Source organism: Sphingopyxis yananensis, from assembly GCF_020687785.1.
Lineage (GTDB): Bacteria > Pseudomonadota > Alphaproteobacteria > Sphingomonadales > Sphingomonadaceae > Sphingopyxis > Sphingopyxis yananensis.
Genome location: NZ_JAJEWI010000005.1, coordinates 310,864 through 334,716, shown reverse-complemented (window position 1 = coordinate 334,716; position 23,853 = coordinate 310,864). Strand labels below are relative to the sequence as shown.

Annotated in this window: 26 protein-coding genes; 12 read left to right on the top strand and 14 right to left on the bottom strand. The window is 57.6% G+C overall.

Annotated elements, in window-relative coordinates; all coding sequences use genetic code 11:
- The first annotated feature begins 22 nt into the window (after nucleotides 1–22).
- The 4 genes from LKO31_RS04140 (at nucleotide 23) to LKO31_RS04125 (ending at nucleotide 3,187) form a co-directional block, all read left to right on the top strand.
- Nucleotides 23–610, top strand: a complete 588-nt coding sequence (locus tag LKO31_RS04140) for a hypothetical protein (RefSeq protein WP_227688799.1) — start codon at nucleotides 23–25, stop codon at nucleotides 608–610.
- Between the two features lie 333 nt (nucleotides 611–943).
- Nucleotides 944–1,996 (top strand): DUF475 domain-containing protein, encoded by a 1,053-nt coding sequence (locus LKO31_RS04135; RefSeq protein ID WP_227688798.1) that lies wholly within the window; start codon nucleotides 944–946, stop codon nucleotides 1,994–1,996.
- Nucleotides 1,997–2,222: 226 nt separating this feature from the next.
- Complete coding sequence (locus LKO31_RS04130; RefSeq protein ID WP_227688797.1) at nucleotides 2,223–2,756, top strand: DUF6306 domain-containing protein; 534 nt, start codon at nucleotides 2,223–2,225, stop codon at nucleotides 2,754–2,756.
- A 23-nt stretch (nucleotides 2,757–2,779) separates the two neighbouring features.
- Entirely contained in the window at nucleotides 2,780–3,187 is a 408-nt protein-coding gene (locus LKO31_RS04125; RefSeq protein WP_227688796.1) for a DUF488 domain-containing protein, read from the top strand.
- Here LKO31_RS04125 and LKO31_RS04120 read toward each other — a convergent pair.
- Nucleotides 3,184–4,671 (bottom strand): helicase HerA domain-containing protein, encoded by a 1,488-nt coding sequence (locus LKO31_RS04120; RefSeq protein WP_227688795.1) that lies wholly within the window; start codon nucleotides 4,669–4,671, stop codon nucleotides 3,184–3,186. The two genes, LKO31_RS04125 and LKO31_RS04120, sit on opposite strands and share 4 nt — an antisense overlap.
- A gap of 65 nt (nucleotides 4,672–4,736) precedes the next feature.
- Between LKO31_RS04120 and LKO31_RS04115 the strand changes: the two genes are divergently transcribed.
- On the top strand, nucleotides 4,737–4,994 hold the full coding sequence (locus LKO31_RS04115; protein ID WP_227688794.1) for a hypothetical protein: 258 nt from the start codon (nucleotides 4,737–4,739) through the stop codon (nucleotides 4,992–4,994).
- Nucleotides 4,995–5,000: 6 nt separating this feature from the next.
- On the opposite strand, the gene LKO31_RS04110 is transcribed toward LKO31_RS04115, so the two are convergent.
- The 3 genes from LKO31_RS04110 to LKO31_RS04100 form a co-directional block, all read right to left on the bottom strand.
- A complete protein-coding gene (locus LKO31_RS04110) occupies nucleotides 5,001–5,213 on the bottom strand; it encodes a hypothetical protein (protein ID WP_227688793.1) in 213 nt (70 codons plus the stop codon).
- Between the two features lie 202 nt (nucleotides 5,214–5,415).
- Nucleotides 5,416–6,516, bottom strand: coding sequence for a FecR family protein (locus tag LKO31_RS04105; RefSeq protein WP_227688792.1), 1,101 nt, complete (start codon nucleotides 6,514–6,516; stop codon nucleotides 5,416–5,418).
- On the bottom strand, nucleotides 6,488–7,090 hold the full coding sequence (locus tag LKO31_RS04100) for an RNA polymerase sigma factor (protein WP_227688791.1): 603 nt from the start codon (nucleotides 7,088–7,090) through the stop codon (nucleotides 6,488–6,490). Before LKO31_RS04100 ends, LKO31_RS04105 begins: the two co-directional genes overlap by 29 nt.
- A gap of 145 nt (nucleotides 7,091–7,235) precedes the next feature.
- Here LKO31_RS04100 and LKO31_RS04095 point away from each other — a divergent pair, with 145 nt between their 5' ends.
- The gene (locus LKO31_RS04095) at nucleotides 7,236–7,487 is read left to right on the top strand and encodes a putative hemolysin (protein WP_227688790.1); all 252 of its coding nucleotides are present in this window, start codon (nucleotides 7,236–7,238) and stop codon (nucleotides 7,485–7,487) included.
- A gap of 36 nt (nucleotides 7,488–7,523) precedes the next feature.
- On the opposite strand, the gene LKO31_RS04090 is transcribed toward LKO31_RS04095, so the two are convergent.
- Together LKO31_RS04090 and LKO31_RS04085 are read right to left on the bottom strand one after the other, a co-directional pair.
- Complete coding sequence (locus tag LKO31_RS04090; protein ID WP_227688789.1) at nucleotides 7,524–8,297, bottom strand: competence/damage-inducible protein A; 774 nt, start codon at nucleotides 8,295–8,297, stop codon at nucleotides 7,524–7,526.
- 156 nt (nucleotides 8,298–8,453) lie between these two features.
- Nucleotides 8,454–9,182, bottom strand: a complete 729-nt coding sequence (locus LKO31_RS04085) for a Bax inhibitor-1/YccA family protein (RefSeq protein ID WP_227688788.1) — start codon at nucleotides 9,180–9,182, stop codon at nucleotides 8,454–8,456.
- A gap of 162 nt (nucleotides 9,183–9,344) precedes the next feature.
- Here LKO31_RS04085 and thpR point away from each other — a divergent pair, with 162 nt between their 5' ends.
- Nucleotides 9,345–9,941: an RNA 2',3'-cyclic phosphodiesterase gene (thpR, locus tag LKO31_RS04080; protein WP_227688787.1), complete on the top strand. Its 597-nt coding sequence runs from the start codon at nucleotides 9,345–9,347 to the stop codon at nucleotides 9,939–9,941.
- 75 nt (nucleotides 9,942–10,016) lie between these two features.
- On the opposite strand, the gene LKO31_RS04075 is transcribed toward thpR, so the two are convergent.
- Complete coding sequence (locus tag LKO31_RS04075) at nucleotides 10,017–10,490, bottom strand: low molecular weight protein-tyrosine-phosphatase (protein WP_227688786.1); 474 nt, start codon at nucleotides 10,488–10,490, stop codon at nucleotides 10,017–10,019.
- 147 nt (nucleotides 10,491–10,637) lie between these two features.
- On the opposite strand from LKO31_RS04075, the gene LKO31_RS04070 reads away from it, so the two are divergent.
- The gene (locus tag LKO31_RS04070) at nucleotides 10,638–12,299 is read left to right on the top strand and encodes a spinster family MFS transporter (RefSeq protein WP_227688785.1); all 1,662 of its coding nucleotides are present in this window, start codon (nucleotides 10,638–10,640) and stop codon (nucleotides 12,297–12,299) included.
- A 190-nt stretch (nucleotides 12,300–12,489) separates the two neighbouring features.
- Here LKO31_RS04070 and LKO31_RS04065 read toward each other — a convergent pair whose 3' ends face one another.
- From LKO31_RS04065 to LKO31_RS04040, 6 genes are all read right to left on the bottom strand, one after another.
- Entirely contained in the window at nucleotides 12,490–13,053 is a 564-nt protein-coding gene (locus LKO31_RS04065; protein WP_227688784.1) for a superoxide dismutase family protein, read from the bottom strand.
- A gap of 74 nt (nucleotides 13,054–13,127) precedes the next feature.
- Nucleotides 13,128–14,438 carry a UDP-glucose dehydrogenase family protein gene (locus LKO31_RS04060; protein ID WP_227688783.1) on the bottom strand — a complete coding sequence of 437 codons (1,311 nt, stop codon included), beginning with the start codon at nucleotides 14,436–14,438 and terminating at the stop codon, nucleotides 13,128–13,130.
- A 152-nt stretch (nucleotides 14,439–14,590) separates the two neighbouring features.
- Nucleotides 14,591–15,019 carry an ExbD/TolR family protein gene (locus LKO31_RS04055; protein WP_227688782.1) on the bottom strand — a complete coding sequence of 143 codons (429 nt, stop codon included), beginning with the start codon at nucleotides 15,017–15,019 and terminating at the stop codon, nucleotides 14,591–14,593.
- 35 nt (nucleotides 15,020–15,054) lie between these two features.
- Nucleotides 15,055–15,546 carry an ExbD/TolR family protein gene (locus tag LKO31_RS04050; RefSeq protein WP_227688781.1) on the bottom strand — a complete coding sequence of 164 codons (492 nt, stop codon included), beginning with the start codon at nucleotides 15,544–15,546 and terminating at the stop codon, nucleotides 15,055–15,057.
- A gap of 130 nt (nucleotides 15,547–15,676) precedes the next feature.
- The gene (locus LKO31_RS04045; protein WP_407699242.1) at nucleotides 15,677–16,474 is read right to left on the bottom strand and encodes a MotA/TolQ/ExbB proton channel family protein; all 798 of its coding nucleotides are present in this window, start codon (nucleotides 16,472–16,474) and stop codon (nucleotides 15,677–15,679) included.
- A 77-nt stretch (nucleotides 16,475–16,551) separates the two neighbouring features.
- Nucleotides 16,552–17,211 (bottom strand): energy transducer TonB, encoded by a 660-nt coding sequence (locus LKO31_RS04040; protein WP_227688780.1) that lies wholly within the window; start codon nucleotides 17,209–17,211, stop codon nucleotides 16,552–16,554.
- A gap of 351 nt (nucleotides 17,212–17,562) precedes the next feature.
- Here LKO31_RS04040 and LKO31_RS04035 point away from each other — a divergent pair, with 351 nt between their 5' ends.
- The 3 genes from LKO31_RS04035 (at nucleotide 17,563) to glpX (ending at nucleotide 21,228) form a co-directional block, all read left to right on the top strand.
- Complete coding sequence (locus LKO31_RS04035; protein ID WP_227688779.1) at nucleotides 17,563–18,381, top strand: hypothetical protein; 819 nt, start codon at nucleotides 17,563–17,565, stop codon at nucleotides 18,379–18,381.
- Between the two features lie 252 nt (nucleotides 18,382–18,633).
- Complete coding sequence (locus LKO31_RS04030; protein WP_227688778.1) at nucleotides 18,634–19,956, top strand: homoserine dehydrogenase; 1,323 nt, start codon at nucleotides 18,634–18,636, stop codon at nucleotides 19,954–19,956.
- 303 nt (nucleotides 19,957–20,259) lie between these two features.
- Nucleotides 20,260–21,228, top strand: a complete 969-nt coding sequence (gene glpX, locus LKO31_RS04025; protein ID WP_227688777.1) for a class II fructose-bisphosphatase — start codon at nucleotides 20,260–20,262, stop codon at nucleotides 21,226–21,228.
- 73 nt (nucleotides 21,229–21,301) lie between these two features.
- Here glpX and LKO31_RS04020 read toward each other — a convergent pair whose 3' ends face one another.
- The gene (locus LKO31_RS04020; RefSeq protein ID WP_227688776.1) at nucleotides 21,302–21,793 is read right to left on the bottom strand and encodes an NAD(P)H-dependent oxidoreductase; all 492 of its coding nucleotides are present in this window, start codon (nucleotides 21,791–21,793) and stop codon (nucleotides 21,302–21,304) included.
- Between the two features lie 64 nt (nucleotides 21,794–21,857).
- On the opposite strand from LKO31_RS04020, the gene LKO31_RS04015 reads away from it, so the two are divergent.
- Nucleotides 21,858–23,852, top strand: a complete 1,995-nt coding sequence (locus LKO31_RS04015) for an alkyl/aryl-sulfatase (protein WP_227688775.1) — start codon at nucleotides 21,858–21,860, stop codon at nucleotides 23,850–23,852.
- Nucleotide 23,853 lies beyond the last annotated feature (1 nt).

Sequence of the window (23,853 nt, the reverse complement as noted above, 5' to 3'; positions counted from 1 at the left end):
ATTGAGTATTTAGGAGGGAAGAATGAAAAATATTATTTTATCCGCAATGGCAACAGCATCATTGCTAGCAAGCCCATCTGTGATGGCATCCGAAGCATATATTACTGCAACAGGCGGACTTCCATATAGTTTCACAGGTACTTTTGATGTATTTAAAGGTATAAATATTGTTGGATGCAACGTTGTTTTAACGGTCACGGGTCCAGATGGAACCGGCGATGGCAAACATGCCGCCACTCCCCCTCGCGCCTCTCACGTAGACATCGCAAGCATTGGGTCGTCAAATGTTACCCTTAGCTTCAGCGGTGGCACTCCTGCAGCATGCGCGGCCGGCGTACAATATGTTGGTTTTAGCTCGGTAAGCTATACCCCTACAGCCTACAACAATGGGGTTTTGACATTTCACAATCTCAATTTGAATACCCCGCTCACGCCAAATGGCTGCTACGGCGACCTTCCCTTGACGTGGGACGGCGTCAAGCTTTCAGCATCTGGTACACTGCCTGATCGGGCGAACCCAGGTGTTGGACCGGATTGCCACTTTACGGGCGACCTTTACGCAGATGACACAAGCACCTTGTTTTCGGTGTCAGGTGACTTTGATCACTAATAAAGCGTAGGGATACACGCTGGGCACATATTTGTCCGGCGTGTATTCTACTTAAATTATCAACCAACACAAACTCGCATAACCAATCAATAAATTTTGATCATCACACAAATACTCAATCTATAATTTTTCTTAGATATGCGGATCAATTGCCATTTTTCAGCTTATATGCTTGGCACTCATCATCGAAATGAAACGGAGAAACAATCACCTCGATCTAGGGATGGATTGCCTCCAACGAAACCCGTTATGAATCCCCTCATTTTTGCTCTATAGCGCCTGCAGGCGAGGCGAATTTCATTCGTCTATATGGCGAAATATAGGGACATTTTGATGTTTAAGCATTTCGGTGGATCGATGCTGTTCACCTTGGTCGCGCTGACGCTGGGCGGCTGGTATGGCTGGGAACTGACCGGCTCCGTCAACGGGGCGCTGGGTATTTTGTGGATTTGCGCGGTGCTCGCCGTGCTGGAAGTATCTTTGTCGTTCGACAATGCAGCGGTCAACGCGTCAATCTTGAAAGATATGGACCCCGTCTGGCAGCATCGCTTCCTGACATGGGGTATTGCCATTGCCGTTTTCGGTATGCGCATCGTCTTCCCATTGGTCATCGTGATGATCGCCGCCAGCCTCGGCCCAATCGAAGCGGTCAAACTGGCGATCAACGAGCCCTCGAAATATGAAGCCATTTTGAACGACGCGCATATTGGCCTGATGGGCTTTGGCGGGGCATTTCTTGGCATGGTCGGCATGAAATATTTCTTTGATTCCGACAAAGAAGTGAACTGGATCGGCGTCATCGAACGTCCTTTGGCCAAAGTCGGCAGCATTGACGCTGTCTCCATCGGCGTCATGTTGCTGTTCACCTATTTGACCTCGACCATGTTGTCGGATCCCGATGCACTGACCTTCATTGTCGCGGCCATCGCTGGCCTGCTGACCTTCATCGTCGTCCAAATTGTGAACCATATCCTCGAAGCCCCCACCCCCACGACGGGCCAAGTGGCCAAGGCCGGTTTCGGTGCTTTCCTCTATCTCGAAGTGTTGGACGCCAGCTTCTCCTTCGATGGCGTCATCGGCGCCTTCGCCCTCAGCAACAATTTGTTCGTCATCGCCATCGGCCTAGGCATCGGCGCGATGTTCGTGCGTTCCATGACCATCTTCTTGGTCAACAAGGGCACGATGAGCGAATATCGCTATCTGGAACATGGCGCATTTTACGCCATTTTGGCGTTGGCGGCGATCATGTATGTCAACACCTTCCAACATATCCCCGAAGTGGTCACGGGCCTGATCGGCGCAACCTTAATCGGTATCGCCTTTTGGTCCTCGGTGCGCTGGAACCGCGCCAACCCCAACCGCGACGCGCATAGCGCCGACGCATAAGCGACCCTGATACAGCGCCAATTCCGGCGTCCTAGGCGATCATCAAGGCGTGATCTGGGCATAAGTTCAGATCACGCCTTTTTTCATGCCCCAAGGCCATGCGGTGAATCCACGCAAAAGCTGGCCCGAGCTGGTAAAATCAGGCATATTCACCGCAACAGCGTCACGGAAGCGACCCGCCGCTTGGATGACATCTCAAGCGCGCTCAGCCGCCCCGTACCATGATATGACCAAGAAAAACGCCTCTCCCGTCTGCTATGCCGCAGATGCTGACGATGCCTATATGGGCTACGCCCCGCGCAGCGAGCTGATCGCCGCCCTCAACATCCTGCTTGAGGCAGAACGTGCGGGTGCAAAAGTGGCATTGGCCAGCGCCAATCCGCCAACGGGCAGGAACGACCCAATCCACCCTGCCTATCGCCCGCTCATGCTCTCGGTCCGCGATGATGAAGCCCGCTGGTGCACCATGCTGACGCGCCAAATCCGCCGCCTGGGCGGCGCGCCATCGGCGCGAACCGGCGAATTTTACGGCAAGGCCATGGCGATCATCGACCCGCTCGACCGATTGACCTTCCTCAATCGCGGGCAAGCATGGGTGGTGCGGACCCTTGAAGACTTGCTCCGCCGCGTGCGTGATGACGATCTGCACACAGATCTACGCGCCATGCTCGACAGTCACCGCGAGAATATCGACCATGCTGACGCATTTTTATCTACCGCCCGCACGGCAAACTCATCCCCCGCACATCCAGATCCATAAACAGCATGAGGAAAGGCAGGTCTGTGGGCCAAATCCAAATCAAACGCATTTATGATACGCCGCAGCCAGACGATGGCTTTCGAATTTTGGTCGACCGCCTGTGGCCCAGAGGGGTGAGCAAAGACGCAGCCCATTTGGATCTGTGGATGAAAAACATCACACCCAGCCCCGAATTGCGGAAATGGTTTTGCCACGACCCAGCCTTATTTGCAGAATTTCGCACACACTATCGCGCGGAATTATCGGCCAACACCAATGCCGTGGCGCAGATCATCAACCTCGCACAACATCATGATATTACGCTATTATATGCGGCCAAAGACCCAAAAATAAATCACGCGGTCATCTTGGCCGAATATTTGCAAGAACAAGAGCAAGAACAACAGTCCCAGACACAAAGCATCGGTATCAGCCCGCTTTCCTCGGCTTAATCCGCTTCGGTGCTCAGGCCCAATTCCGGAATACCCACAGAACGGCGGCCACTAAAGTCGCTGCGCAGCACAATCACGCCCTGCTTTTCCATATATTCCACCAATCGCCGAATCCGCCCTGGTGAGCGTGTGCCATAAGCCATGCCCAGCGCGTCATCATCGGGACAAGATTCGCCCTCCATCGCCGCACGGGCAATCAGCAGGAACGGCGCCAACATATCATCCGGCAAACGCGACGCCGCCGTTAGCGCATCTTGCCAACGCTCGCTGGTGGGGTCGAAAACACCCGCCTTGGCAATGGCAAAACGGCGACGAAAGGCCGCCATATCCAACGGTACGCGGCGCAATTTCTGCATCCGGCACCGCACCGAAAAATCTTGATATAAAAACCCTTCGGGGTGAAACGCCGCATCTGGGTCCGCCAGCATATCTTTCAGGGCCGACGTAATCACTTCCTCGATCAAAATCGGGTCCGGCTCCGGTTCGCTATTCAAATCGCCCAAGGCAAATTGTCCGGGCGGCGTCGGATCCTCTTCATCCTGATTGGCCTGCCCCGCAATGCGTTGCAGCAATTCGCTCGCCGCCATGGGCCGCGCTTCGGGCGCAGGGCGCGCAGGCGGCTCCGCACTTTCCAGCTCCGCGAACAACATCGTGCGCAAATCCTGCGGTTCGGCGGTCGGCAGCGGCATCAAACCATGGGTTCCCGTGCGCGACGTCGTCTGCGTCGCGCCAATTTTTACCGCGACGGGCCGGCGCGCGATCGCTGGCCCCAGCCCCAGAAAATGCCCCCGCTCCAAATCGCGAATCTGCTCGGCCTGTCGGCGTTCCATCCCCAACAAGTCCGCCGCGCGGGCCATGTCGATGTCCAAAAACGTCCGGCCCATCAGGAAATTGCTGGCCTCTGCCGCCACATTCTTGGCCAATTTCGCCAAACGCTGGGTCGCAATCACCCCCGCCAAGCCGCGCTTACGCCCACGGCACATCAAATTGGTCATGGCTGACAGGCTGGCACGGCGCACCGTATCCGCCACATCGCCCGACGCGCTGGGCGCAAACATTTGCGCTTCGTCCACCACCACCAAAGCGGGATACCAATGGGCACGCGGCGCATCAAATAATGCATTCAGAAACAAAGCCGCACAGGTCATCTGCGCTTCAATTTCCAATGTCTCCAGCGTCAGCACCACCGACGCGCGATGTTCGCGCACGCGCGCCGCCATGGCGGCAATTTCCCGTTCATTATAATCATCGCCATTCACAACAACATGGCCATATTTATCGGCCAGCGTGACAAAATCCCCTTCGGGATCAATAATCACCTGCTGAACCACCCCCGCCGATTCTTCCAGCAACCGGCGCAACAGATGCGACTTTCCCGACCCCGAATTGCCCTGCACCAGCAGGCGGGTCGCCAAAAGTTCCTGCACGTCAATCAGCGCAGGCGCGCCCAGATTGTCTGTTCCAATTTCAATGCTGTTGCTCACACCGATGCTCCTATCGGTTGCGCCGCACATTGACAACCGACCCTGATACGTGGCGTTAGGGCAGAGTGAATTTTGATGATCAACTCTTTCGCTATTTTGGCACTCCCGATCTGGGCGCCATCACCCTCGACGCCTTGGCCGCAGGGACCGAACGCATGCGCGTTGACTTCGGCCTAGAGGAAAATAAGGAACGGCGTTTTGCGCTCTGGACACTCCTCTACACCTTGGGTGCCGCCCCCGACCTAGACATCGCCTTCGACAATGAAACCGACCGCGATTTGGCCCGCGATGTCATGGATATATTGGCGGCCAGCACAGAATAATCCGTTTTATTCAGCAAGGATAATGATAACCCGCACCGCCCTTGCCTGCGCTCGCGACGCTATCAACAAGGGTTGTAGCGCACAGCGCAGCGGGTCCGCCTGAAAAGCATCAAAACAGGCTGCATCCGAAAATTCCAACAGATGATATTCGGCCTGCCCATCCCCCGACCCCAATCGCCGCAGCAGCCGCCCACCATGCGATGGAAGCAAGGCCAACATTTGGCCTTCATAGCGCTGAAATGCCACGAAATCCGTATCGGAAGGTCAATTTGCACAAATATCAGCATGGATGAAATGGGTTATCCTCCACCACCAGACCCTAACCCCTAGCGCTTAGCGCCATCATCATATTGAACCGCCGCTCCGCCGCCGCCCCGTCCAATCATCCTACCCCAAACGCACATTGTATCGGCCATGTCGATCAATGCGCGGACAAAATAATACGATCGCCGCGCACATCCACTTTGGCATGGACAATCGCCGCAACCGCGCGGGCAAAGGCTTGCGGCTCATTGGTGCGAAACCTCCCAATCATTTTTTCTTCGCCCAAGGCCGTGTCCGAAATTTCGATTTTCACTTGATTATATCGGTTAAATTGCTCGGCGGCATAGGCCACGCTATCGCCGTCAAAAATCAACTGTCCATCGCGCCAACTCAACGCCCGCTCAACCGGTTCGCCGCTGCTGCTGACCGCCGCGACCGCTGCCCCATGTTGCGCCAGCACCGCCTGCGCCCCCGCCACGACACGTTTTCTGCTGGCCTTTTGCCCGACACGCCACACATCCACCACGCCCTCGGTCACACGCACATCCACATGATCGCCCAGCTTGTGTACAGAAAAGGCCGTCCCCACGGCTTGCACGCGCACATCGCCAGCCTCCACGACAAAGGGGCGCTCCGCATCTTTGGCGACCTGAAACCACACCTCTCCGCGCTCCAACCGCACATGCCGCTGTTCGGGTTTCAAGGCGACCTCGACCTTGCTGTCCGTGTTCACCGCGGCCAAGCTGCCGTCCGCCAAGGGTACGCGGCGAATTTCGCCCATCACCGTTTCAATCTGCTGTACGGGCGGCGCGCTGACATAGGGTGTCACCACCAAAGCCAATGCCGCAGCCACCGCTGCAGCCGCGCCGCCCCGCCACCAACGCTGACGCGCAGTGGCCCCCCCCCACTTCGTCTCCTCATCCCCAAGGCTATGCGCATCCCCGATGGTCTGCATGGCTGCGTCCCCAACCATCAAGCCTTGCGTGTCATGTTCTGCCTGTTCCGGAAAAGCGACTTCATCGCCGCGCTCGCCAGCGCCCTCCGCAACGCCCTCCCCATCGCACGCATCATCCAGCTCAGCGGCGCGATCGATCAAGCGCCAGCATGCCTCCGCGCGCAACAAAGCCCCCTTGCGGCGTTCATCACCATCCGCCCACGCCTGCATATCGGCGCGCAAGCCCTCGCTTTCGCCTTCGCGGTCCAGCCGCGCAACCCATTGGGCCGCTTCCTCAGCGATCATGGTGGCGGTTGTTCGCATTCTCAAACCCTTGTCCTGTGGTGAACCGACGCTCCGCCGAGCGCTCCCCCTCCGCAATGCCTTGCAAAATCAACTTCAAGCCTTTGGCGATGTCATTTTCCACAATATGCTCTTCCACCCCCAATCGCATCGCCACCTCTTTTTGCGACAGGCCATCAATTTTGCGCAGACGCATAATCTGGCTACAACGCGGGGGCAGCTTGTCGATCAAGCGGCGCACACGGTCCAATTCGCTGCGCCCCGCCACAATACGTTCGGGCGAGGGCTCATCCCCCACCGCCTCGTAATTTCCCAATTCGGCCATCGTATCAATGCGCACAATGCGCGCCCGCCTTATCCGCATCAGCAAGATATTCCGAGCCGTGGTAAAGAAATAAGCGCGCCCGCTACGAATATGTGACACATCCCGCAACGCCGCGATTTGCGCATAGCATTGCTGAACAACATCCTCCAACGCATCGGCATCAAGACTCCGCCGCAACCACGCGCGCACCACGGGCTCGTGGGGAAGTATTTCCTTCCCCACCCAATCCATGATGATGGCCTGATGCTGATCGGACAAAGCCTTGTCCACTGCCCCCCCCAATTTTATTGTTCCATCACCAAGATGCACGGGGACGCATGATCCGTAAATATTCTTAAATTATTTTCAAAATATTCTCATAGGACATCATTAATGCTGCTATATTATTATTTCTGATGCCAAAAAGGGCCATACCATGTCCAAATCCGCGCTGACCATCCTCGGCCTTATTGCCCTAGCGCCGCTCGCTGGCTGCACAAAAGACGCTCCCCCGACGCCCAGCGTCGGCTTGGCCAATCCCGCCTCACTCTATTGCGCGGAACAAGGCGGAACGATCACCATTCGCAACGAAGACGGCGGGCAAGTGGGCTATTGTCGGCTGCCCAATGGCACCGTGATCGAAGAATGGGCGCATTATCGAGCCGCGCATCCAGCGCCGCGCGACTAATTCATCCGCCGGCTTCCGTCTTCTCCACGCCAGCCCTTATATTCCGCCATCCGCGACCGGATATCCAGCACCCTCAATGGCGACGGACAAGGCTGCAACACAGGCCGCCAGCACCGCCGCATCCGTCGAACGAACAACAAAATTCGCCCCCGTTCGGCCGTCACGAAAAAAGGGATAGCTGCCGATTGATACGCCGTCATGCGCCCGCTCTGCGGCGCGCAGCACATCGGCAATCTCACTTTCGGGGGCCCAAGCGCCAATGCTGTGCGACAAGACCGGATCGCCGCCTTCCAGCGTACCGGTCAGCGCATCCAACATACCCGCCGTGATGTGCGGCACGCCCGCCATCACAAAAATAGCGCCAATCCGTATCCCTGGCGCACCCGACATATGGTTGGGAATCAACTCTCCGCCATCCGGCACCCGCGCCATGCGCAATCGCGCTTCGGTCAATGCACCGCCCCGCTTGCTATAATAGCCCTCCAACATCGCCCGCGCTTCAGGGTGGATCACCACCCCGACACCCAAGGCTTTGGCCACGGCATCCACGGTAATATCATCATGGGTGGGACCAATACCGCCGGTGGTGAAAACATAGTCATAACGCGTGCGCAGCGCATTCAGCGCGTCCACGATTTCATCCTCAACATCCGGCACGATGCGCACTTCGCGCAGCCGAATACCTTGCACATTCAACCAAGTGGCAATTTGGGCAACATTGGCATCTTGTGTCCGACCCGACAATATTTCGTCGCCAATGATCAGGACAGATGCCGTCCAAATCCGCTTACCGCTTTCCCCGTTGCTCATGCCCACTCCGCTTCGTCAAACACCGCCATATTCGCTCTGATATGCCAGCATCACTGGCCCCGCACACCCCATAAAGAGTGGCGCAAGAAAAAAGCCCGATGATAGTTCATCGGGCTTCCTCCATTCATTCTATCCTCATGCGCCTAGTCATGGGCCTTATTCGCGGCTGCCCAGCAAATTGAGCAGGAATGTGAACATGTTCACAAAGTCCAGATACAGGGTCAACGCGCCCATAACCACGGCCTTGCCCACGAAATCCGTGCCATGCACATAGAAATAGGTGCTCTTGATCTTCTGCGTGTCATAAGCGGTCAAACCAGCGAACAACAACACACCGACCACGCTAATCACCAGCGACATCACGCTCGATTGCAAGAACATGTTAATCAGCATAGCGACCAAAATGCCGACCACACCCATGATCAAGAAGGTACCGAAACCCGACAAATCCTTCTTGGTGGTATAGCCGTACAGGCTCAGGCCCAAAAAGGCCGCCGTGGTGGCAAAGAAGGTCGTCGCGATCGACGCACCCGTAAAGGCCATGAAGATCGTCGACATCGACAGACCCATCACCGCCGCATAAACCCAGAAAATCGCCTGAGCCGCAGGGGTCGACAGCTTGTTAATGCCAAAGCTCAAGACCATCACAAATGCCAACGGGGCCAAAGCCACAACCCACATCAAGGGGCTGCCAACCATCGACGCCGTGAAACCCGATTGGTGGGCCAGCATCGCGACGACACCCGTCAGCAACACGCCCGAACCCATGTAATTATAGACCGACAGCATATATGAGCGCAGGCCGGCATCCACCGCCTGATCCGCCGCATGTGCGCTGCCAGGGAAGCCGGACGCCGCCATGTTGGGGTCGTTCCAGTTAGCCATTGTCTTATCTCCATCACCGATCAGATCATACCGACCGTCCGTGCAATATCATGCTTTCGCCGCTCAGATTCAAGTCAAACCGCACACAAACCATCGCAAAGGGATGAAAAACGCCATATCTGCGCCCGTTTTGTGGCTGCTTTTATACTAGCCTATTGGGCCATGACGGGTCATCATGACCCCATGTCGTGCCACCGCTTGTTCGTCGCCCTGCGCCCGCCGCCACCTATACGGACGATTCTGTTGGCGATGATGCAAGGCGTCGCGGGTCTGCGCTGGCAGGTCGATGACCAATTGCACATCACGCTGCGCTTCATCGGCGAAGTGGATCGCCATCAAGCCGAAGATATTGCCGCCATATTGGGCCATCTCCATGCCCCGGCCCTTGATCTGCGCCTCAGCGGTGTTGGCCAATTTGAAAAATCAGGGCGTCCGCACACGCTTTGGGCTGGCGTCGCGCCCGCCGCGCCCGTTGCAGCGCTCCACCGCAAAATCAACCAATTGCTTGCGCAAGTCGGCATAGCGCCGGAAACCCGCGCCTTTCTACCCCATCTGACCTTGGCCCGCGCCAATCGCAGCGCGGGTCCCCTCGCGCCCTATCTGTCCACCCATGCGGCCTTCAGCACGCCGGCCTTTCGCTGCAAGCATGTGATTTTATACGAAAGCGAGATGGGCCATGGCGGGTCCCGCTATCACCCCGTCACCCGCTATGCGCTCACTCCGCCGTCCCAATCCGCCAACACCGCCGCTCCCGCCTAGACGCTATCATCGCTCTAGCACCGCGCCGCATATATTTTGCGGCGCGGCATTCTGGATCCTATCCCAAGCGGCGAATCAATCCCCGCGATAATGGCGCACCAAGGCATCCGCCACGGCGGACACATCCCCCCATGTTTCAGCAAATCCGTCCTCGTCGCCATAATAAGGATCGGTCACGCTGCTACGCTGGCTATGCTCCACCCAATCCAGCATCAATTGCAATTTTGCTGTCGCAGCATCCGGCATAATCTGTTCCGCATCGACCATATTCTGGGCGTCTGCTGCCAAAATCAGGTCGAAATCATAAAAATCTTGGGCGGACAATTGCCGCCCCCGCAACATCGAAATATCCGCGCCGCGCCGCGCCATCTCCGCTTGCGCGCGCGGATCGGGTGCGCGGCCAATATGCCAGTCCGATGTCCCTGCAGAATCCAGATGAGCATCCACACCCGCTGCCGCAAAAGCCGCCCGCGCCGCGCCCTCTGCCATTGGGGAACGGCAAATATTCCCCAAGCATAAAAATAAAATTGCAGGTTTATTCACTGACATGGGGTCTTTTCCTCATCCTAATATTCCGGAATATGCCACAACAGCCTATGCTCGATTTTCTCTATTTTCCCCGCAGGATACGGTTGCATGGCGGCTCATCTCTGCTAGCCCTAGCCTATAAAAATAAAATTTGGGAGGATCGGCCCTATGGCTCATCACGACAAGGCTGACGCCGCACAGAGCAGCGCAGCAGCGACGCCCGCGCCTATCCACGCGTCCGGTGTCCTCGACCATGAATCGGCGGCGCTGACCAAGGCCAGTCCTTATGCATGGTACGCTCTCTCCATTCTCTTTCTCATTTATGTGCTAAACTTCATTGATCGCCAGATCATCACCATCCTCGCGCCCGACCTGAAACGCGACCTAGGCCTGACCGACGCCGATATCGGCTTCCTCTACGGCACAGCTTTCGCGGTATTCTATGCCCTTTTTGGCATTCCGCTGGGCCGCTTGGCGGACAATTGGCACCGCGTTCGCCTGCTCACCATCGGCCTTACCCTCTGGTCTGCCATGACAGCGCTGTCTGGTTTTGCTCGTTCGGGCATGCATTTGGGGCTGGCCCGTATGGGCGTCGGCATTGGCGAAGCGACCGCCTCTCCATCCGCTTATTCCCTCATCAGCGACATGTTCCCCAAACATATGCGCGGAACCGCGCTCTCTATCTATTCTGCGGGTCTCTATTTCGGCGGCGGCATTTCGCTCATGATCGGCGGGTTCATCGTCGAAGGCTGGAACCGCTCCTATCCCGCTGGCGGCCCCTTGGGCCTTGTCGGCTGGCAAGCCGCCTTTCTGGCCGTCGGCATCCCCGGCCTTCTCCTTGCGCTATTGGTCGCAACCCTGCGCGAACCCGTGCGGGGTCTGATTGACGGTATGCCCAGCCCGCCGTCCCCCACCCCGTTCAAGGGCTTTCTCGAAGAATTATTCGCCATCATTCCGCCCTTCACCTTTTTGGCGGCGGCACGGCGCGGACCGCGCGCCGCGCTCATCAATTTGGCCTTTGCGGCCTTTGCTGCTGCTATCGCTTATCTCTTGATCATCATCACCGCATCGCCCCTCCAATGGATCTGCGTGGCATTTGGCTATTATGCGGTTTTCTCATGGGCCACCTCCTTGCGCGCCCGCGACATGCCAACGTTCAAACTGATTTGGGGCAGCCGCGCCTTCATTGCGGTGGTCCTCAGCTATGCTGCTGTGGCCTTCATCAACTATGCCTTCGCCGCCTTCGCCGCCGTATACGCCCAAGAAATTTTGGGCCAAAGCGCGTCAACGGTCGGCCTGTGGATTGGCGGGGCCTCGGCAGTCAGCGGCTTTTTGGGGGTCATTTTGGGTGGCCGCATGTCGGACATCCTCATGCGCCGCAATGCTGCGGGGCGCATTATCGTCATTGCCTTTGGCCTGATTGCACCGCTGCCCTTGGCCATTTTGGCCTTCACCCTCACGCCCGCAGATGGGGGCAATATCCTGCTAAAATTCACCCTTTACTCATCGCTGGCGGGCCTCTTGTCCAGCAGCGCCTTGGGGGCCGCAGCCGCGACCACACAGGAATTGGTGCTGCCCCGTATGCGCGGCACCGCCACCGCAACCTTCTTCATCGGAACGACGCTCATTGGTCTGGCGCTCGGCCCTTATGCGGCAGGCCACATCTCGGCAACGACCGGCAGCCTATCGACCGGCGTGCTGTCCACTTTGGCAGCTGTTCCTATTGGTCTCATCGCCCTTGCCATTGCCTATCGCACCGTTCCGTCCGCCATTTCCGGCCTCATGGCCCGCGCCCAAGCCGCTGGCGAACCCATAGAGGGGCTGGGGTAAGTCTCGGTCTCGGTCTCGGTCTCGGTCTCGGTCTCGGTCTCGGTCTCGGCGGGACTAGACCGGCTTCCGCCCAACCGAACAACCACAAAAAAGGCCACCTCCATCCAGAGGCGGCCTTTTTTTTATGCTCCCACGCACCGCAATCACCAACCCAGCTTCGCGCTGGGAACCATGGCGCGGCTCATGGGGCTTAACCGCGTGTAATCACGCCGCAGGCCACGCGTGCACCGCTGTTACCAGCAGGGTCGCTGCGATAATCATCGGGCCCAGCATGGATCACAAAGGCCGCGCCATCCGCGTCAATCAACGCACCATCGCCGTCCAAGCGTGTGCCCACCAAATTTACCGTGGCACGTCCGATTTCACCGCTATCGATGACCAGATTTGGCAAATCGCCATGGTGCGCCCCTTGCGGATTGTCCCGACCATGTTGCTTGGACGTGGGGTTCCAATGCCCGCCCGCGCTGGCAAAATCTGGCCCCGCACATTGTCCAACGCTGTGCACATGCATGCCATATTGACCGGGCGCAAAGCCGCGTGCGACGACTTCCAAGCGCAGGCCAGATGATGTGCGATAAATATCCACGCGGCCGCGATCTGCACCGCGCGCATCCACCAAATGGGCGGAGGCATCCGATGGCGGGGACGTCACCACATCAGGCTTATCCGCACCGGTGGTGCAACCAGCCGTCACCAGCATCGCCCCGGCCAATGCCGCCGCGCCCCAAATCTTCTGCCCTTGGAATTTTGCCATCTCACCCACTCCTTTTGATATCAGCGCCCGCCATATCCGCTTGGCGCCTTGCTCCCATCCCTGACATCATGCGCTCAGGCCGCAGAAGTTCCAATGGCAATATATTGAAACCCGTGGCGGGTGACTTCTTCGGGGCGATAGATGTTGCGCAAATCGACCAAAATCCGCTGTTTCACGCTCTGCGCCAAACGTCCAAAATCCAGCGCACGAAACGCATCCCACTCCGTCACAATCGCCACCACATCGGCCCCTTCGGCGGCCGCATAGACGCTATCGGCCATCTCAACCTGCGGCATCATTGGGGCCGCAATCTCCATGCCTTCGGGATCATAGGCCACCACCTTTGCGCCCGCATCCAACAAAGTTTGGACAATCGCCAAGGCAGGGGAATCGCGCATATCATCGGTATTGGGCTTAAAGGTCAGACCCAATATCGCCACGCGTTTGCCCCGCGCATCATCGCCCAAAGCATGCACAATCTTCCGCCCCATCGACCGCTTGCGCAGGTCATTGGCCTGCACGGTCGCTTCGACAATCCGCAACGGCACATCATGGTCCTGCGCTGTTTTCATCAAGGCCAGCGTATCCTTGGGGAAACAGCTACCGCCATATCCGGGACCCGCATTCAGGAATTTCTTCCCAATCCGATTGTCCAAACCAATGCCCCGCGCGACGTCCTGAACATCGGCCCCCACCGCTTCACACAGATCGGCGATTTCGTTGATAAAGGTAATCTTGGTCGCCAAAAATGCATTGGCGGCATATTTAATCATCTCGGCGGTGCGGCGGCGCGTCGCCAATACTGGCGCTTCGTTCAAGAATAAGGGACGATAAATTTCGCGCAGAACCTTTTCTGCTCGCTCATCCTCAACACCAATGACGATACGGTCAGGGCGCTTAAAATCGCCAATCGCCGCGCCTTCACGCAAAAATTCGGGGTTGCTGCCGACACTATGGGTCAAGCCATGACCCTTTTCGTTCAAAATTCGCTCGACCTCGTCGCCAGTTCCGACTGGCACGGTCGATTTGGTCACCACCACCGCCTCATGGTCCAGCGCACCGGCCAATTCCTCGGCCACCGCATAAACATAAGATAGGTCTGCATGGCCATCACCGCGGCGCGACGGTGTTCCTACCGCAATGAACACCGCATCGACCCCATCCAGCGCCGATGCCAATTCGGTGGTGAAGCGCAAGCGCCCTGCGGACACATTGCTTGCGACCAATTCGTCCAAACCAGGCTCATAGATCGGAATTTTACCAGCATGCAGGGCATCGATTTTGCTGCTGTCTTTGTCCACGCAAATGACGTCATGTCCAAAATCAGAAAAGCAAGCGCCGGATACCAAGCCCACATAGCCTGTGCCGATCATGGCGATTTTCATGGAATTTCCTTTAATTTCTTGTCTGGTCGGCACGCAGGTCATCCCCACAACAACGCCACAATCTGTCTGCGTCTTACTGTGGTTCGTCCCAAAGGAAAAGGGCCGCGAATTTCTTCGCGGCCCCCAACCTTACGCTTTCGTCTGATTATGAATCAGAAAACGCGTGCATATTGTTCGTTACCAACAAAACCCAGTTTGCCGACGCCGCTGCGCTTCACGACGGCCAACACATTGTCGACAACCAAATAGCGCGCATAGGGGTCAGGCTGAATTTGCAGCTCTGGCTCCACGGGCAGCGCCTTCGTCTGCTCCAGGAACACAGAAAGCTGTGCAAGGTCAACCGGTGTGCCGTTCCAGGTAATGGTACCAGCGGAATCGATCATCACCTTATTCTTCACCGGATCAACATTGCTTGCAGCATTGTCGCTCGGCACAGGAAGGTCGATCTTCACAGCGTGAGTTTGAACGGGAATGGTGATAATGAACATGATGAGCAGCACGAGCATGACGTCGATCAACGGCGTCGTGTTCATATCCATCATCGGTTCATTATCGTCCCGAGGTCCAGCGGCCATGGCCATAGGATAATTCCTTCGTTGCTAAAGCCAGGCCGCGCTTAAATGCGGCCCAGCGTGGCCGAACCAGCTTCCGGCTGCGAAATAAAGCCGATCTTCTGGAAACCAGCGAATTGCATGGTGTAGATCACACCACCAATGCACTGATATGGCGTATTGATGTCACCACGGATGTGAACTTCAGGGAAGTTTTCTTCCGTAATATTTTCAACACCGCCAATATCCTCGATCAGCTTTTCCAGCTTCTTCTGGCCGCGGTCCAACAGCTGCGACGAATCTACCGGAGCCGTGCCCCAATAGACATCACATGCTCCACCCGTTGTGCCACCACGAATCGACAGCAGCACGTTTTCCGGCTTCGTCGTCGTCGGCTCATAAGCGACCTCAGGCAGTTCTACTTCAATCGTTTCCAACGCCACGGGAACCGTGATGAGGAAGATGATGAGCAGAACCAGCATGACGTCCACGAGGGGAGTCGTGTTGATATCGGACATTGGGGCATCTTCGCCCTTATCCCCTACACTCATACCCATAGGATTAGCATCCTGTCACAAAATTACATTCTAATACCAAAGTCGATGAAATCTATTTTCATATATTCTTCTGCTTTGGCTCGGAAATTGTCCCTGCCGCACCGGCGGCAGGGATTTTTCCCAAAGGCGATTAAGCCTTCTTCGGAGCAGCAGCCGGAGCAGCCTTAGCAGCCGATACAGGCTTCACTTGGCCGTTCGACATGATGTGACCCAGAACGTCATTCGCAAAGGTCGACAGGTTGCGAGCGATCGACTTGTTACGACCCTGCAGCCAGTTAAAGGCGAGAACGGCAGGAACAGCCACGATCAGACCAACAGCGGTCATGATCAACGCTTCACCCACAGGACCAGCAACGGTGTCGATCGAAGCTTGACCCGATGCACCGATCTTCACGAGAGCGCGAAGAATACCGATAACCGTACCGAACAGACCCACGAAAGGAGCGGTCGAACCAACGGTTGCCAAGAAGGACAGGCCGCCATTCAGCTTCGAGTTGATGTGGCTTTGCGAACGTTCCAGCGTACCATGCATCCAATCATGTGCTTCCACAGGATCGGTCAGCTTGTTGTGCTGTTCATTTGCGAGCAGGCCGTCTTCTACAACTTGACGATAGGCGCTGTTCTTTTCCAGCTTTGCTGCGCCTTCGGCCAGCGTTGCTGCGCGCCAGAAGCTGGCGTCAACTTCACGGCCTTGCTTCATGACCTTGCCTTGTTCGATCAGCTTGGTGAACAAAATGTACAAGGTACCGATAAACATGATCATCAGAACGATGAAGGTCAGCTGGCCTACAATACCACCGTCGCACAGCGCGGGGATCATACCATAGGGGTTCGAGCCTTCTTCTTTAACGCACAACGCTGCGGGCATCAAAGACAGACCGCCGCCATGGGAATCAGCGGCCGCGGCACTCGCGATCAGATTAAACATACTGGTTCTTCCCTCTAACTGAATTCTTTAAAATTTGGATTGTCATTCGCTTTTTTTAGGATCGGCGACCCACCGCTTTATTGCGGGATCTGCCAGCGAATACGGTTTGAATATGTGCCACCCGTTGGGTTGCCATCACGGTCTTTACCGGCATTAAAGCGACCACGACGCGTGATCAGCTTACATGTTTCGGCGTCCAAATCGTCATGACCGCTCGACGACGTAATATCACAAGAAGTGATACGGCCATCAGCACCATAGGTTACGCGAAAGCCAGTGGTGCCTTCACGGCCATCACGCATAGCGCGCGCCGGATAGTCATCATTGGTTGCCCAGCGACCAGGGTTCCCGCGCGGGGTACCAGCCTGGCTTTGATCGGGCGTGGGTGGCGGCGTAACAACCGGCGGTGCCGGTGGCACATAAACCGGCGGCGGAGCCACAGGTGGGGGAGTTGGAACCGACTGAACGACGTTCGTCGATACCGGCGGCGGAATCGGCGACGGCGGAGTAACCACTGGCGGCGGCGGCGGCAGATCATTCTCTGGCGGCGGCGGCGGCGGCTCGTCCGGCGGCGGCGGTTCGTTTACATCCACCACATCCAATTTTTCAGCGATCTTCTTAACGACACTAATGTTCAAACCATTCACCAGGCCATAGCCCAATGTGACTGTGAACAGGCCGACTAAGACGATCGAAACGACCCTACTTTTAGGGTCTGTCGTATCACCATAAGCCATTCAGGGACGACGCTCCTTGCTAGATCATCCTGACACCAATTCGTTCCAACGGGCGCGGCCATGACATGCTCGGATATGTCCGATGCTTCCCAGCACACCCGAAGGTGTAGCGCCTGACTTTCATAAAATCCGGTCAAGTGCTTCAACCTAACGTCCTATCGCGCTGGCACACAGTTCGCAAACCCTTTATCAAGGGTTAATGTGGATGATCCCATTATCAAACACCCCTACCGGCCATTTGGCTCCATTCATGACAAAACAATGACAGAAAGAGACATTTTCATGCGCCCCCGCCTTTCTCTCACCATGGCCGCACTTGCCCTAGGAATGACTGGAATCCCATGCATTTCTTTGGCCCAAACTCCCGCATCAATCGGTCAGACCGCCAGTGCTTACACCTATGTTGATTTGGCCGACCTCGCCAGCGCTGCGCCCATAAATATTCATGGCGCCATCCGTTCAGCCAAGCAAATTCAGGCAGAACAGGCACCAGGCCTCGCCGCAGGCCATGCTCGATTTCTCGTAGAAGTGGATATTATCAGCCTGATTCGCGCCGTTGGACCCATGGCTCCAAGGGTTCAATATCTGGTCGATTTGCCCCTCACAGAGGCTGGCCGCGCACCGAAACTCAAGCGCAAACAGCCCGTCCTACTTTTCGCTCATCCTGTCGCAGGTGCACGTGCTGGAACTTTCAGCACCAACAATATTCGACTGGCCGCGCCCGATGCTCAGCTTAATTGGGACCCCGCCACCGAATCACTGTTGCGCAGCATTTTGGCTGAATTGGTTGCCCCCGAATCACCGCCCGCGATCACTGGAATCGCCAATGGCTTCCATGTTGCCGGAACGCTGCCGGGCGAAGGCGAAACGCAATTATTTCTGGACACCGCAACGGGCGAGCCTGTCTCGCTCACCATCCTCACCGCCGCCGATGGGTCGCGCCGCTGGAGCGCCGCATTTGGCGAAGTCGTCGACGCCACCAAAGCCGTGCCAGAACGCGGCACGCTGAGTTGGTATCGCCTTGCTTGCGGATTGCCCCGTCAATTGCCGATGGGCAAACTTGCGGGCACAGCGCCAGATGATCGCCGCAAAGCCGCGATCGATTACGCCTTGGTGCTGCGGGATGTTGGCCCCTGCAACCGCACGCGCAAAGCCCCCCCTGCCATTTAATCCGCCTGAGAATAATCCGCCTGATAAATGGCATCCGGTCGGATCAGAATCATAGCATAAGATAAAAAGCGCCGTCGACCACGGCGCTTTTTATCTAGCTAAAGCCAATAAAGCCAAAGCATCACCCCCAAAAGCCGCCCTAAGCTTGTGTCCCCCGCAAAAAGCGATAGGGCGCATGGGACGGCGGCTTTTGCCGCCATAATGATTCACACATGCCTTGCATCTTTGCGGGTATATTTCACGGAGACGATCATGCCGACGACCCCAAATCACAACGCTCAACGCCCAGCTTTGCGTGTGGCGCTGGCGGGAATTGGTGTGGTTGGCGGCGGCGTCATTCGATTGCTGGAAACCAACCGCGACCTGATTACCCGCCGTGCAGGGCGTCCGGTTGAAATCGTCGCCCTGTCCGCCCGCGACCGCAACAAAGATCGCGGCATCGACCTCAGCGGCTATCGCTGGGTGGATGATATGGCCGAATTGGCGGAAATGGACGATGTCGATGTCGTCGTCGAAGTGATTGGCGGCTCCGAAGGTCCGGCCCTGTCTCTCGCCCGCCGCACTTTGGCCACCGGCAAGGCACTGGTCACCGCCAATAAAGCGATGATCGCGCATCATGGTGTCGATTTGGCCCGCATTGCCGAAGAAAAAGACACGCCGCTAAAATATGAAGCCGCCGTTGCTGGCGGCGTGCCCGTCATTAAGGCCATCCGCGAAGGCGCATCGGCCAATGAAATCACGCGGGTCTATGGCATTTTGAACGGCACCTGCAATTATATCCTGACCCTGATGGAACGCGAAGGCGCCGGTTTTGACGACGCGCTGGCCGCCGCACAGGCCAAAGGCTATGCCGAAGCCGACCCCACATTCGACGTCGAGGGCATCGACACGGCCCACAAGCTGGCGATTCTGGCATCGCTTTGCTTTGGCACCAAGCTGGACATCGCATCCGTCGCCACCAACGGCATCCGCCATTTGATCGCCGACGACATCCGCGAAGCCGAAGCTTTGGGCCACCGTGTCCGCCTGCTCGGCATGGCCGATCGCGACGCCAGCGGTGCTCTTTATCAACGGGTCCAGCCTTGCTTGGTCCCCGCCGATCACCCGCTGGCCTATGTCCCGGGCGCGCTCAACGCGGTGGTAGCCGAAGGCAATTTCGTTGGCCGCCTGTTCTTCGAAGGCGCGGGCGCGGGCGAAGGCCCCACCGCATCGGCGATTGTCGCCGACATCATCGACATTGCCCGCGACGAATATGGCCCCGCTTTCGCCATGCCGGTTAACGCCTTGGACCAAGCGCCTATCGCCGATGCCGGTGCCCGTGTTGGCAAACATTATGTCCGCTTGGTCGTCCAAGACCGTATCGGGGTGTTGGCCGAAATCGCCACCGCCATGCGCGACGCCGGTGTTTCCATCGAAAGCTTCATTCAACGCGGCAATGGTTCGGACCAAGGGGTCGTCATTGTGCTGGTCACCCACGAAGGGCCCGCCAGCCATATTGAACAGGCGTTGGACGCGTTGAACCGGTCGGACTTCACCATGGCACCCACCATTTTGATGCCCATTTTGGATCTCTAATCCCGTCCTTCTCTGGCCGCCGCCTTCCCAGCGGCGCAAAAAGAGGCGCTATCCGACTCGGATCAGCGCCTCTTTTGCTTGGCGCGCCGCGCCTTCCTGTCAAAAGGCCTCACCCCGCCAACCAACGGAAATAAAATCGGCCTCCGTCCAAATGATCAACCATATGGGCCGCGATAAACCATATTCATGGCGCAACAATGGTCGACAAAATCGCATTGCATACCTATGGCGCGGCAGACGGCTGACACAGCCCTTGGGCCGAAATGGCCACCAAATGCTTGAATGACGAATGGAGACAATCGGATGACCGACAGCAGCAGTAATCTCGACCGCGTGCTCGTGCTGGAAATGGTGCGCGTAACCGAGGCGGCGGCCATTGCCGCAGCCAAGCTGATCGGTCGCGGCGATGAAAAAGCCGCCGACGCCGCAGCCGTTGAAGCGATGCGCACCGCTTTCAATACCTTATATATGGACGGCACCGTCGTCATCGGCGAAGGCGAACGCGACGAAGCGCCTATGCTCTATATTGGTGAAAAGGTCGGCAGCGCCCCCGGAAAAGGCCCGAAAATCGACATCGCGCTCGATCCACTCGAAGGCACGACGATCACGGCCAAGGCTGGCCCCAACGCGCTGGCCGTTCTCGCCATCGCCGAAGAAGGCTGCCTCTTAAACGCGCCGGACGTTTATATGGACAAAATCGCCGTCGGCCCCGGCTATTCGCCGAACATCGTCAATTTTGACAATACAGTCCGCGAAAATGTCGAAGCCGTCGCCCGTGAAAAGGGCGTTAGCCCACAAGACATCATCGTCTGCGTCCTCGACCGTCCCCGCCACGAAGCGATTATCAGCGAATTGCGCGCCCTTGGCTGCGGCGTTGCCTTGATTCCCGACGGCGACGTAGCGGGTGTCATTGCCACCACCAATCCCGACACGAATGTCGACATTTATATGGGCAGCGGCGGCGCACCCGAAGGCGTTTTGGCCGCAGCCGCGCTGCGCTGCGTGGGTGGCCAGTTCAAGGGCCGCTTGTTGTTCCGCAACGACGACGAACGCCAACGCGCCTATAAATGGGGCATCGAAGATTTGAACCGCGTCTATGACCTTGAAGACCTCGCCAAGGGCGACGTGATCTTCGCCGCAACCGGCGTGACCGACGGCAGCTTGCTGCGCGGCGTCAAAACCCGCCGTGGCGGCACGCTGACCACCGAAAGCGTGGTGATGCGCGCCTCGTCGGGCACCGTGCGCTGGGTCAAGGGCGAACACCGCATCTAATTGCCGAAAATCATTTAAAAAACGCCGCGCGTGAATGGCACGCGCGGCGTTTTTTATTCCAGCTCGTGAAGCGTCAAAATATCCCCTGCCGCACCGCCTCCGCCATAGCGGCCCCCATTTCCAACGCCTCGGCTAAACGATCCGCTGGCACGCTCTTATCCGCCAAAATCTGCTCGGGCGTCTGCGCCGCCAGATTCACGATCATGGGCTCCACCACACGGCGCAGCCGCCAGCCCGTCAATATGCGGTCCAGTTGCCGCACCGCTCCGGTTCCATCCGACCCAGCCGCCATGATGCTAGAATAAGCGCGGCCCTCTATCTGGCCCAAACAGGGATAATAAAGCCTGTCGAGCATCTCTTTCATGGCGCCCGACAAAGCGCCCAAATTCTCCGGTCCCACAAAAATATAAGCCGCCGCCGCCAACATCTCCGCCGCCTGCACGCGATCGGCGGCGCGCAGCATGGCCGCGCCGCCCGCGCCTTCTGCCGCCGCCTGCGCCAGCGCAGCGCTCGCGCCCGTGCGGCTGTGCCAAATGATCAACACGCTGGGTTCAACACTGTTCATTGTCACAACTTGCCAAGCCCCACCCCAAGGCGCAATCTCTCTGGCAACTAAAGGGGAGAGAAATATGCGCACCACCATCGCCGCCGTGATGGCACTCAGCCTATCGACCACCGCTGTCCTAGCCGCCGCCAGCGCGCAGGACGCCTTTGCACAAGATCGGGCCAGCCCAGCCACCAAAGCCCTTAACGCCCAATTGGCCCAGCGTCTGCCACTGGATGATGACCGCGATTTCATCGCCGCCAGTCGCGGAAAGATCGCCGAAATCCCTGACGCTCTGATCATCGACCCCAAAGGCCGCACCGTCTGGGATCGCCGCCCTTATGCCTTTCTCAACCAGCCCCAAGCCCCCGACACCGTCAACCCATCTTTATGGCGTCAAGCCCGCCTCAACGCCGTTCACGGCCTGTTCGAAGTTGTGCCAGGAAAAATCTGGCAAATACGCGGTTATGATATTTCGGTGATGACGATCATCAAAGGCGAAACTGGCTGGATTATCGTCGACCCGCTGACCACCGAAGAAGCCGCCGCCGCCAGTTGGAAATTATTCCAAGATCATGTCGGCTCCAAAATCGGCTCCCGCCCGATCAGCGCCATCATCTTCAGCCACAGCCACTCCGATCATTTCGGCGGCGTCGGCGGCATCGTCACGCCAGCGCAGGTGCAGCAACAAAAAATCCGTATCATCGCCCCCCACGGCTTTTCTGCCGAGGCAACATCGGAAAATGTCCTCGCCGGTCCGGCGATGGGCCGCCGCGCCATCTATATGTTTGGCGCCGCCCTCGCCCCCGGTGTCACCGGCCAAGTCGACACCGGCCTTGGCCCCAAAATATCCGCCGGCACCATCGGCTATATGGAACCCACCGAAACCGTCAAACCCAATGGCGAAACCCTCCGTATCGACGGTTTGGACTTTGACTTTCTCGACGCCGCCGGCACCGAAGCCCCATCGGAATTTGTTTTTTATATTCCGGCCTATAAAGCCCTGCACACCACCGAAGTCGTCACCCGCACCTTGCACAATGTCCTGACCCTGCGCGGGGCGCTGGTGCGCGATGCGCTGCATTGGTCCAAAGTCATCGACGCGACCCTGATGAAATGGGGCGGCAAGGCCGAAGTGGCGATGGCGTCCCATCACTGGCCAACGTGGGGCCAGTCCGAAATTTCCCAGTGGCTGACCGACCAACGCAACGCCTATCGCTATGTCCATGATCGCACGCTGTATCACGCCAATCGGGGCGCAACCTTGCACGAACTGGCCGATCAAACCCCCGAAGGGCCTATGCAAGCCCGCGAATTTTCCACCCGCGATTATTATGGTACCCTCAACCATGATATGAAGGCCGTTTATCAACGCTATTTCGGCTGGTGGGACGGCAATCCCGCCAATTTCAATCCCCTTCCCCCCGAATCCAGCGCGCCCAAATATGTCGCCTTGGCGGGCGGCCCCGACAAATTGCTGGCGGCGGGCCAAGCCGCGCTCGATGCAGGCGATTACCGCTGGGCGGCGGAACTGCTGAACAAACTCACCTTTGCCCAGCCGGATAACCAAGCCGCCCGCAACGCGCTGGCCTCGGCCTATGATCAATTGGGTTATCAGGCGGAATCCGGCGCATGGCGGAACTATTATCTGTCCGGCGCGGCCACATTGCGCCGCCAACAACCGGCCATCAGCGGCAGCGCCAACGGCCAAAGCCGCAGCTTCATCGCCGCCGTTCCCACCGCCATGTTCTTCGACTCGCTTGCCACCCGTTTTGATACGGTCAATGGCGCGAAATTGCGCGGAACCTTCCAATTCAACCTGCCCGACACAGGTGAACATATCGCCGTCACGGTGGCCGACGGTGTCGAATTCCCGCGCTATGGCCACAGCGACGCCGCCCCCACCACGACCATCACCCTCAACCGTGCGGTGCTTGATGATATCATGCTGGGTCAGGCCAAATTCCCCGACCTTATCGCTTCGGGGGCGATCAGCATTTCGGGCGAACGTGCGGCCTTTTTGTCATGGTTTGCACTGCATCCCGCCCAATCCGCGCCGTTCAACATCGTCTTGCCATAGG

What these genes read in the sequence shown, in the direction of transcription:
- LKO31_RS04140 (WP_227688799.1), top strand. Translation starts at nt 23, where the DNA reads ATGAAAAATATTATTTTATCCGCAATGGCAACAGCATCATTGCTAGCA.
- LKO31_RS04135 (WP_227688798.1), top strand. Translation starts at nt 944, where the DNA reads ATGTTTAAGCATTTCGGTGGATCGATGCTGTTCACCTTGGTCGCGCTG.
- LKO31_RS04130 (WP_227688797.1), top strand. Translation starts at nt 2,223, where the DNA reads ATGACCAAGAAAAACGCCTCTCCCGTCTGCTATGCCGCAGATGCTGAC.
- LKO31_RS04110 (WP_227688793.1), bottom strand. Translation starts at nt 5,213, where the DNA reads ATGTTGGCCTTGCTTCCATCGCATGGTGGGCGGCTGCTGCGGCGATTG.
- LKO31_RS04105 (WP_227688792.1), bottom strand. Translation starts at nt 6,516, where the DNA reads ATGCGAACAACCGCCACCATGATCGCTGAGGAAGCGGCCCAATGGGTT.
- LKO31_RS04095 (WP_227688790.1), top strand. Translation starts at nt 7,236, where the DNA reads ATGTCCAAATCCGCGCTGACCATCCTCGGCCTTATTGCCCTAGCGCCG.
- LKO31_RS04090 (WP_227688789.1), bottom strand. Translation starts at nt 8,297, where the DNA reads ATGAGCAACGGGGAAAGCGGTAAGCGGATTTGGACGGCATCTGTCCTG.
- LKO31_RS04085 (WP_227688788.1), bottom strand. Translation starts at nt 9,182, where the DNA reads ATGGCTAACTGGAACGACCCCAACATGGCGGCGTCCGGCTTCCCTGGC.
- thpR (WP_227688787.1), top strand. Translation starts at nt 9,345, where the DNA reads ATGACGGGTCATCATGACCCCATGTCGTGCCACCGCTTGTTCGTCGCC.
- LKO31_RS04075 (WP_227688786.1), bottom strand. Translation starts at nt 10,490, where the DNA reads ATGTCAGTGAATAAACCTGCAATTTTATTTTTATGCTTGGGGAATATT.
- LKO31_RS04070 (WP_227688785.1), top strand. Translation starts at nt 10,638, where the DNA reads ATGGCTCATCACGACAAGGCTGACGCCGCACAGAGCAGCGCAGCAGCG.
- LKO31_RS04065 (WP_227688784.1), bottom strand. Translation starts at nt 13,053, where the DNA reads ATGGCAAAATTCCAAGGGCAGAAGATTTGGGGCGCGGCGGCATTGGCC.
- LKO31_RS04060 (WP_227688783.1), bottom strand. Translation starts at nt 14,438, where the DNA reads ATGAAAATCGCCATGATCGGCACAGGCTATGTGGGCTTGGTATCCGGC.
- LKO31_RS04055 (WP_227688782.1), bottom strand. Translation starts at nt 15,019, where the DNA reads ATGGCCATGGCCGCTGGACCTCGGGACGATAATGAACCGATGATGGAT.
- LKO31_RS04050 (WP_227688781.1), bottom strand. Translation starts at nt 15,546, where the DNA reads ATGGGTATGAGTGTAGGGGATAAGGGCGAAGATGCCCCAATGTCCGAT.
- LKO31_RS04045 (WP_407699242.1), bottom strand. Translation starts at nt 16,474, where the DNA reads ATGTTTAATCTGATCGCGAGTGCCGCGGCCGCTGATTCCCATGGCGGC.
- LKO31_RS04040 (WP_227688780.1), bottom strand. Translation starts at nt 17,211, where the DNA reads ATGGCTTATGGTGATACGACAGACCCTAAAAGTAGGGTCGTTTCGATC.
- LKO31_RS04030 (WP_227688778.1), top strand. Translation starts at nt 18,634, where the DNA reads ATGCCGACGACCCCAAATCACAACGCTCAACGCCCAGCTTTGCGTGTG.
- glpX (WP_227688777.1), top strand. Translation starts at nt 20,260, where the DNA reads ATGACCGACAGCAGCAGTAATCTCGACCGCGTGCTCGTGCTGGAAATG.
- LKO31_RS04020 (WP_227688776.1), bottom strand. Translation starts at nt 21,793, where the DNA reads ATGAACAGTGTTGAACCCAGCGTGTTGATCATTTGGCACAGCCGCACG.
- LKO31_RS04015 (WP_227688775.1), top strand. Translation starts at nt 21,858, where the DNA reads ATGCGCACCACCATCGCCGCCGTGATGGCACTCAGCCTATCGACCACC.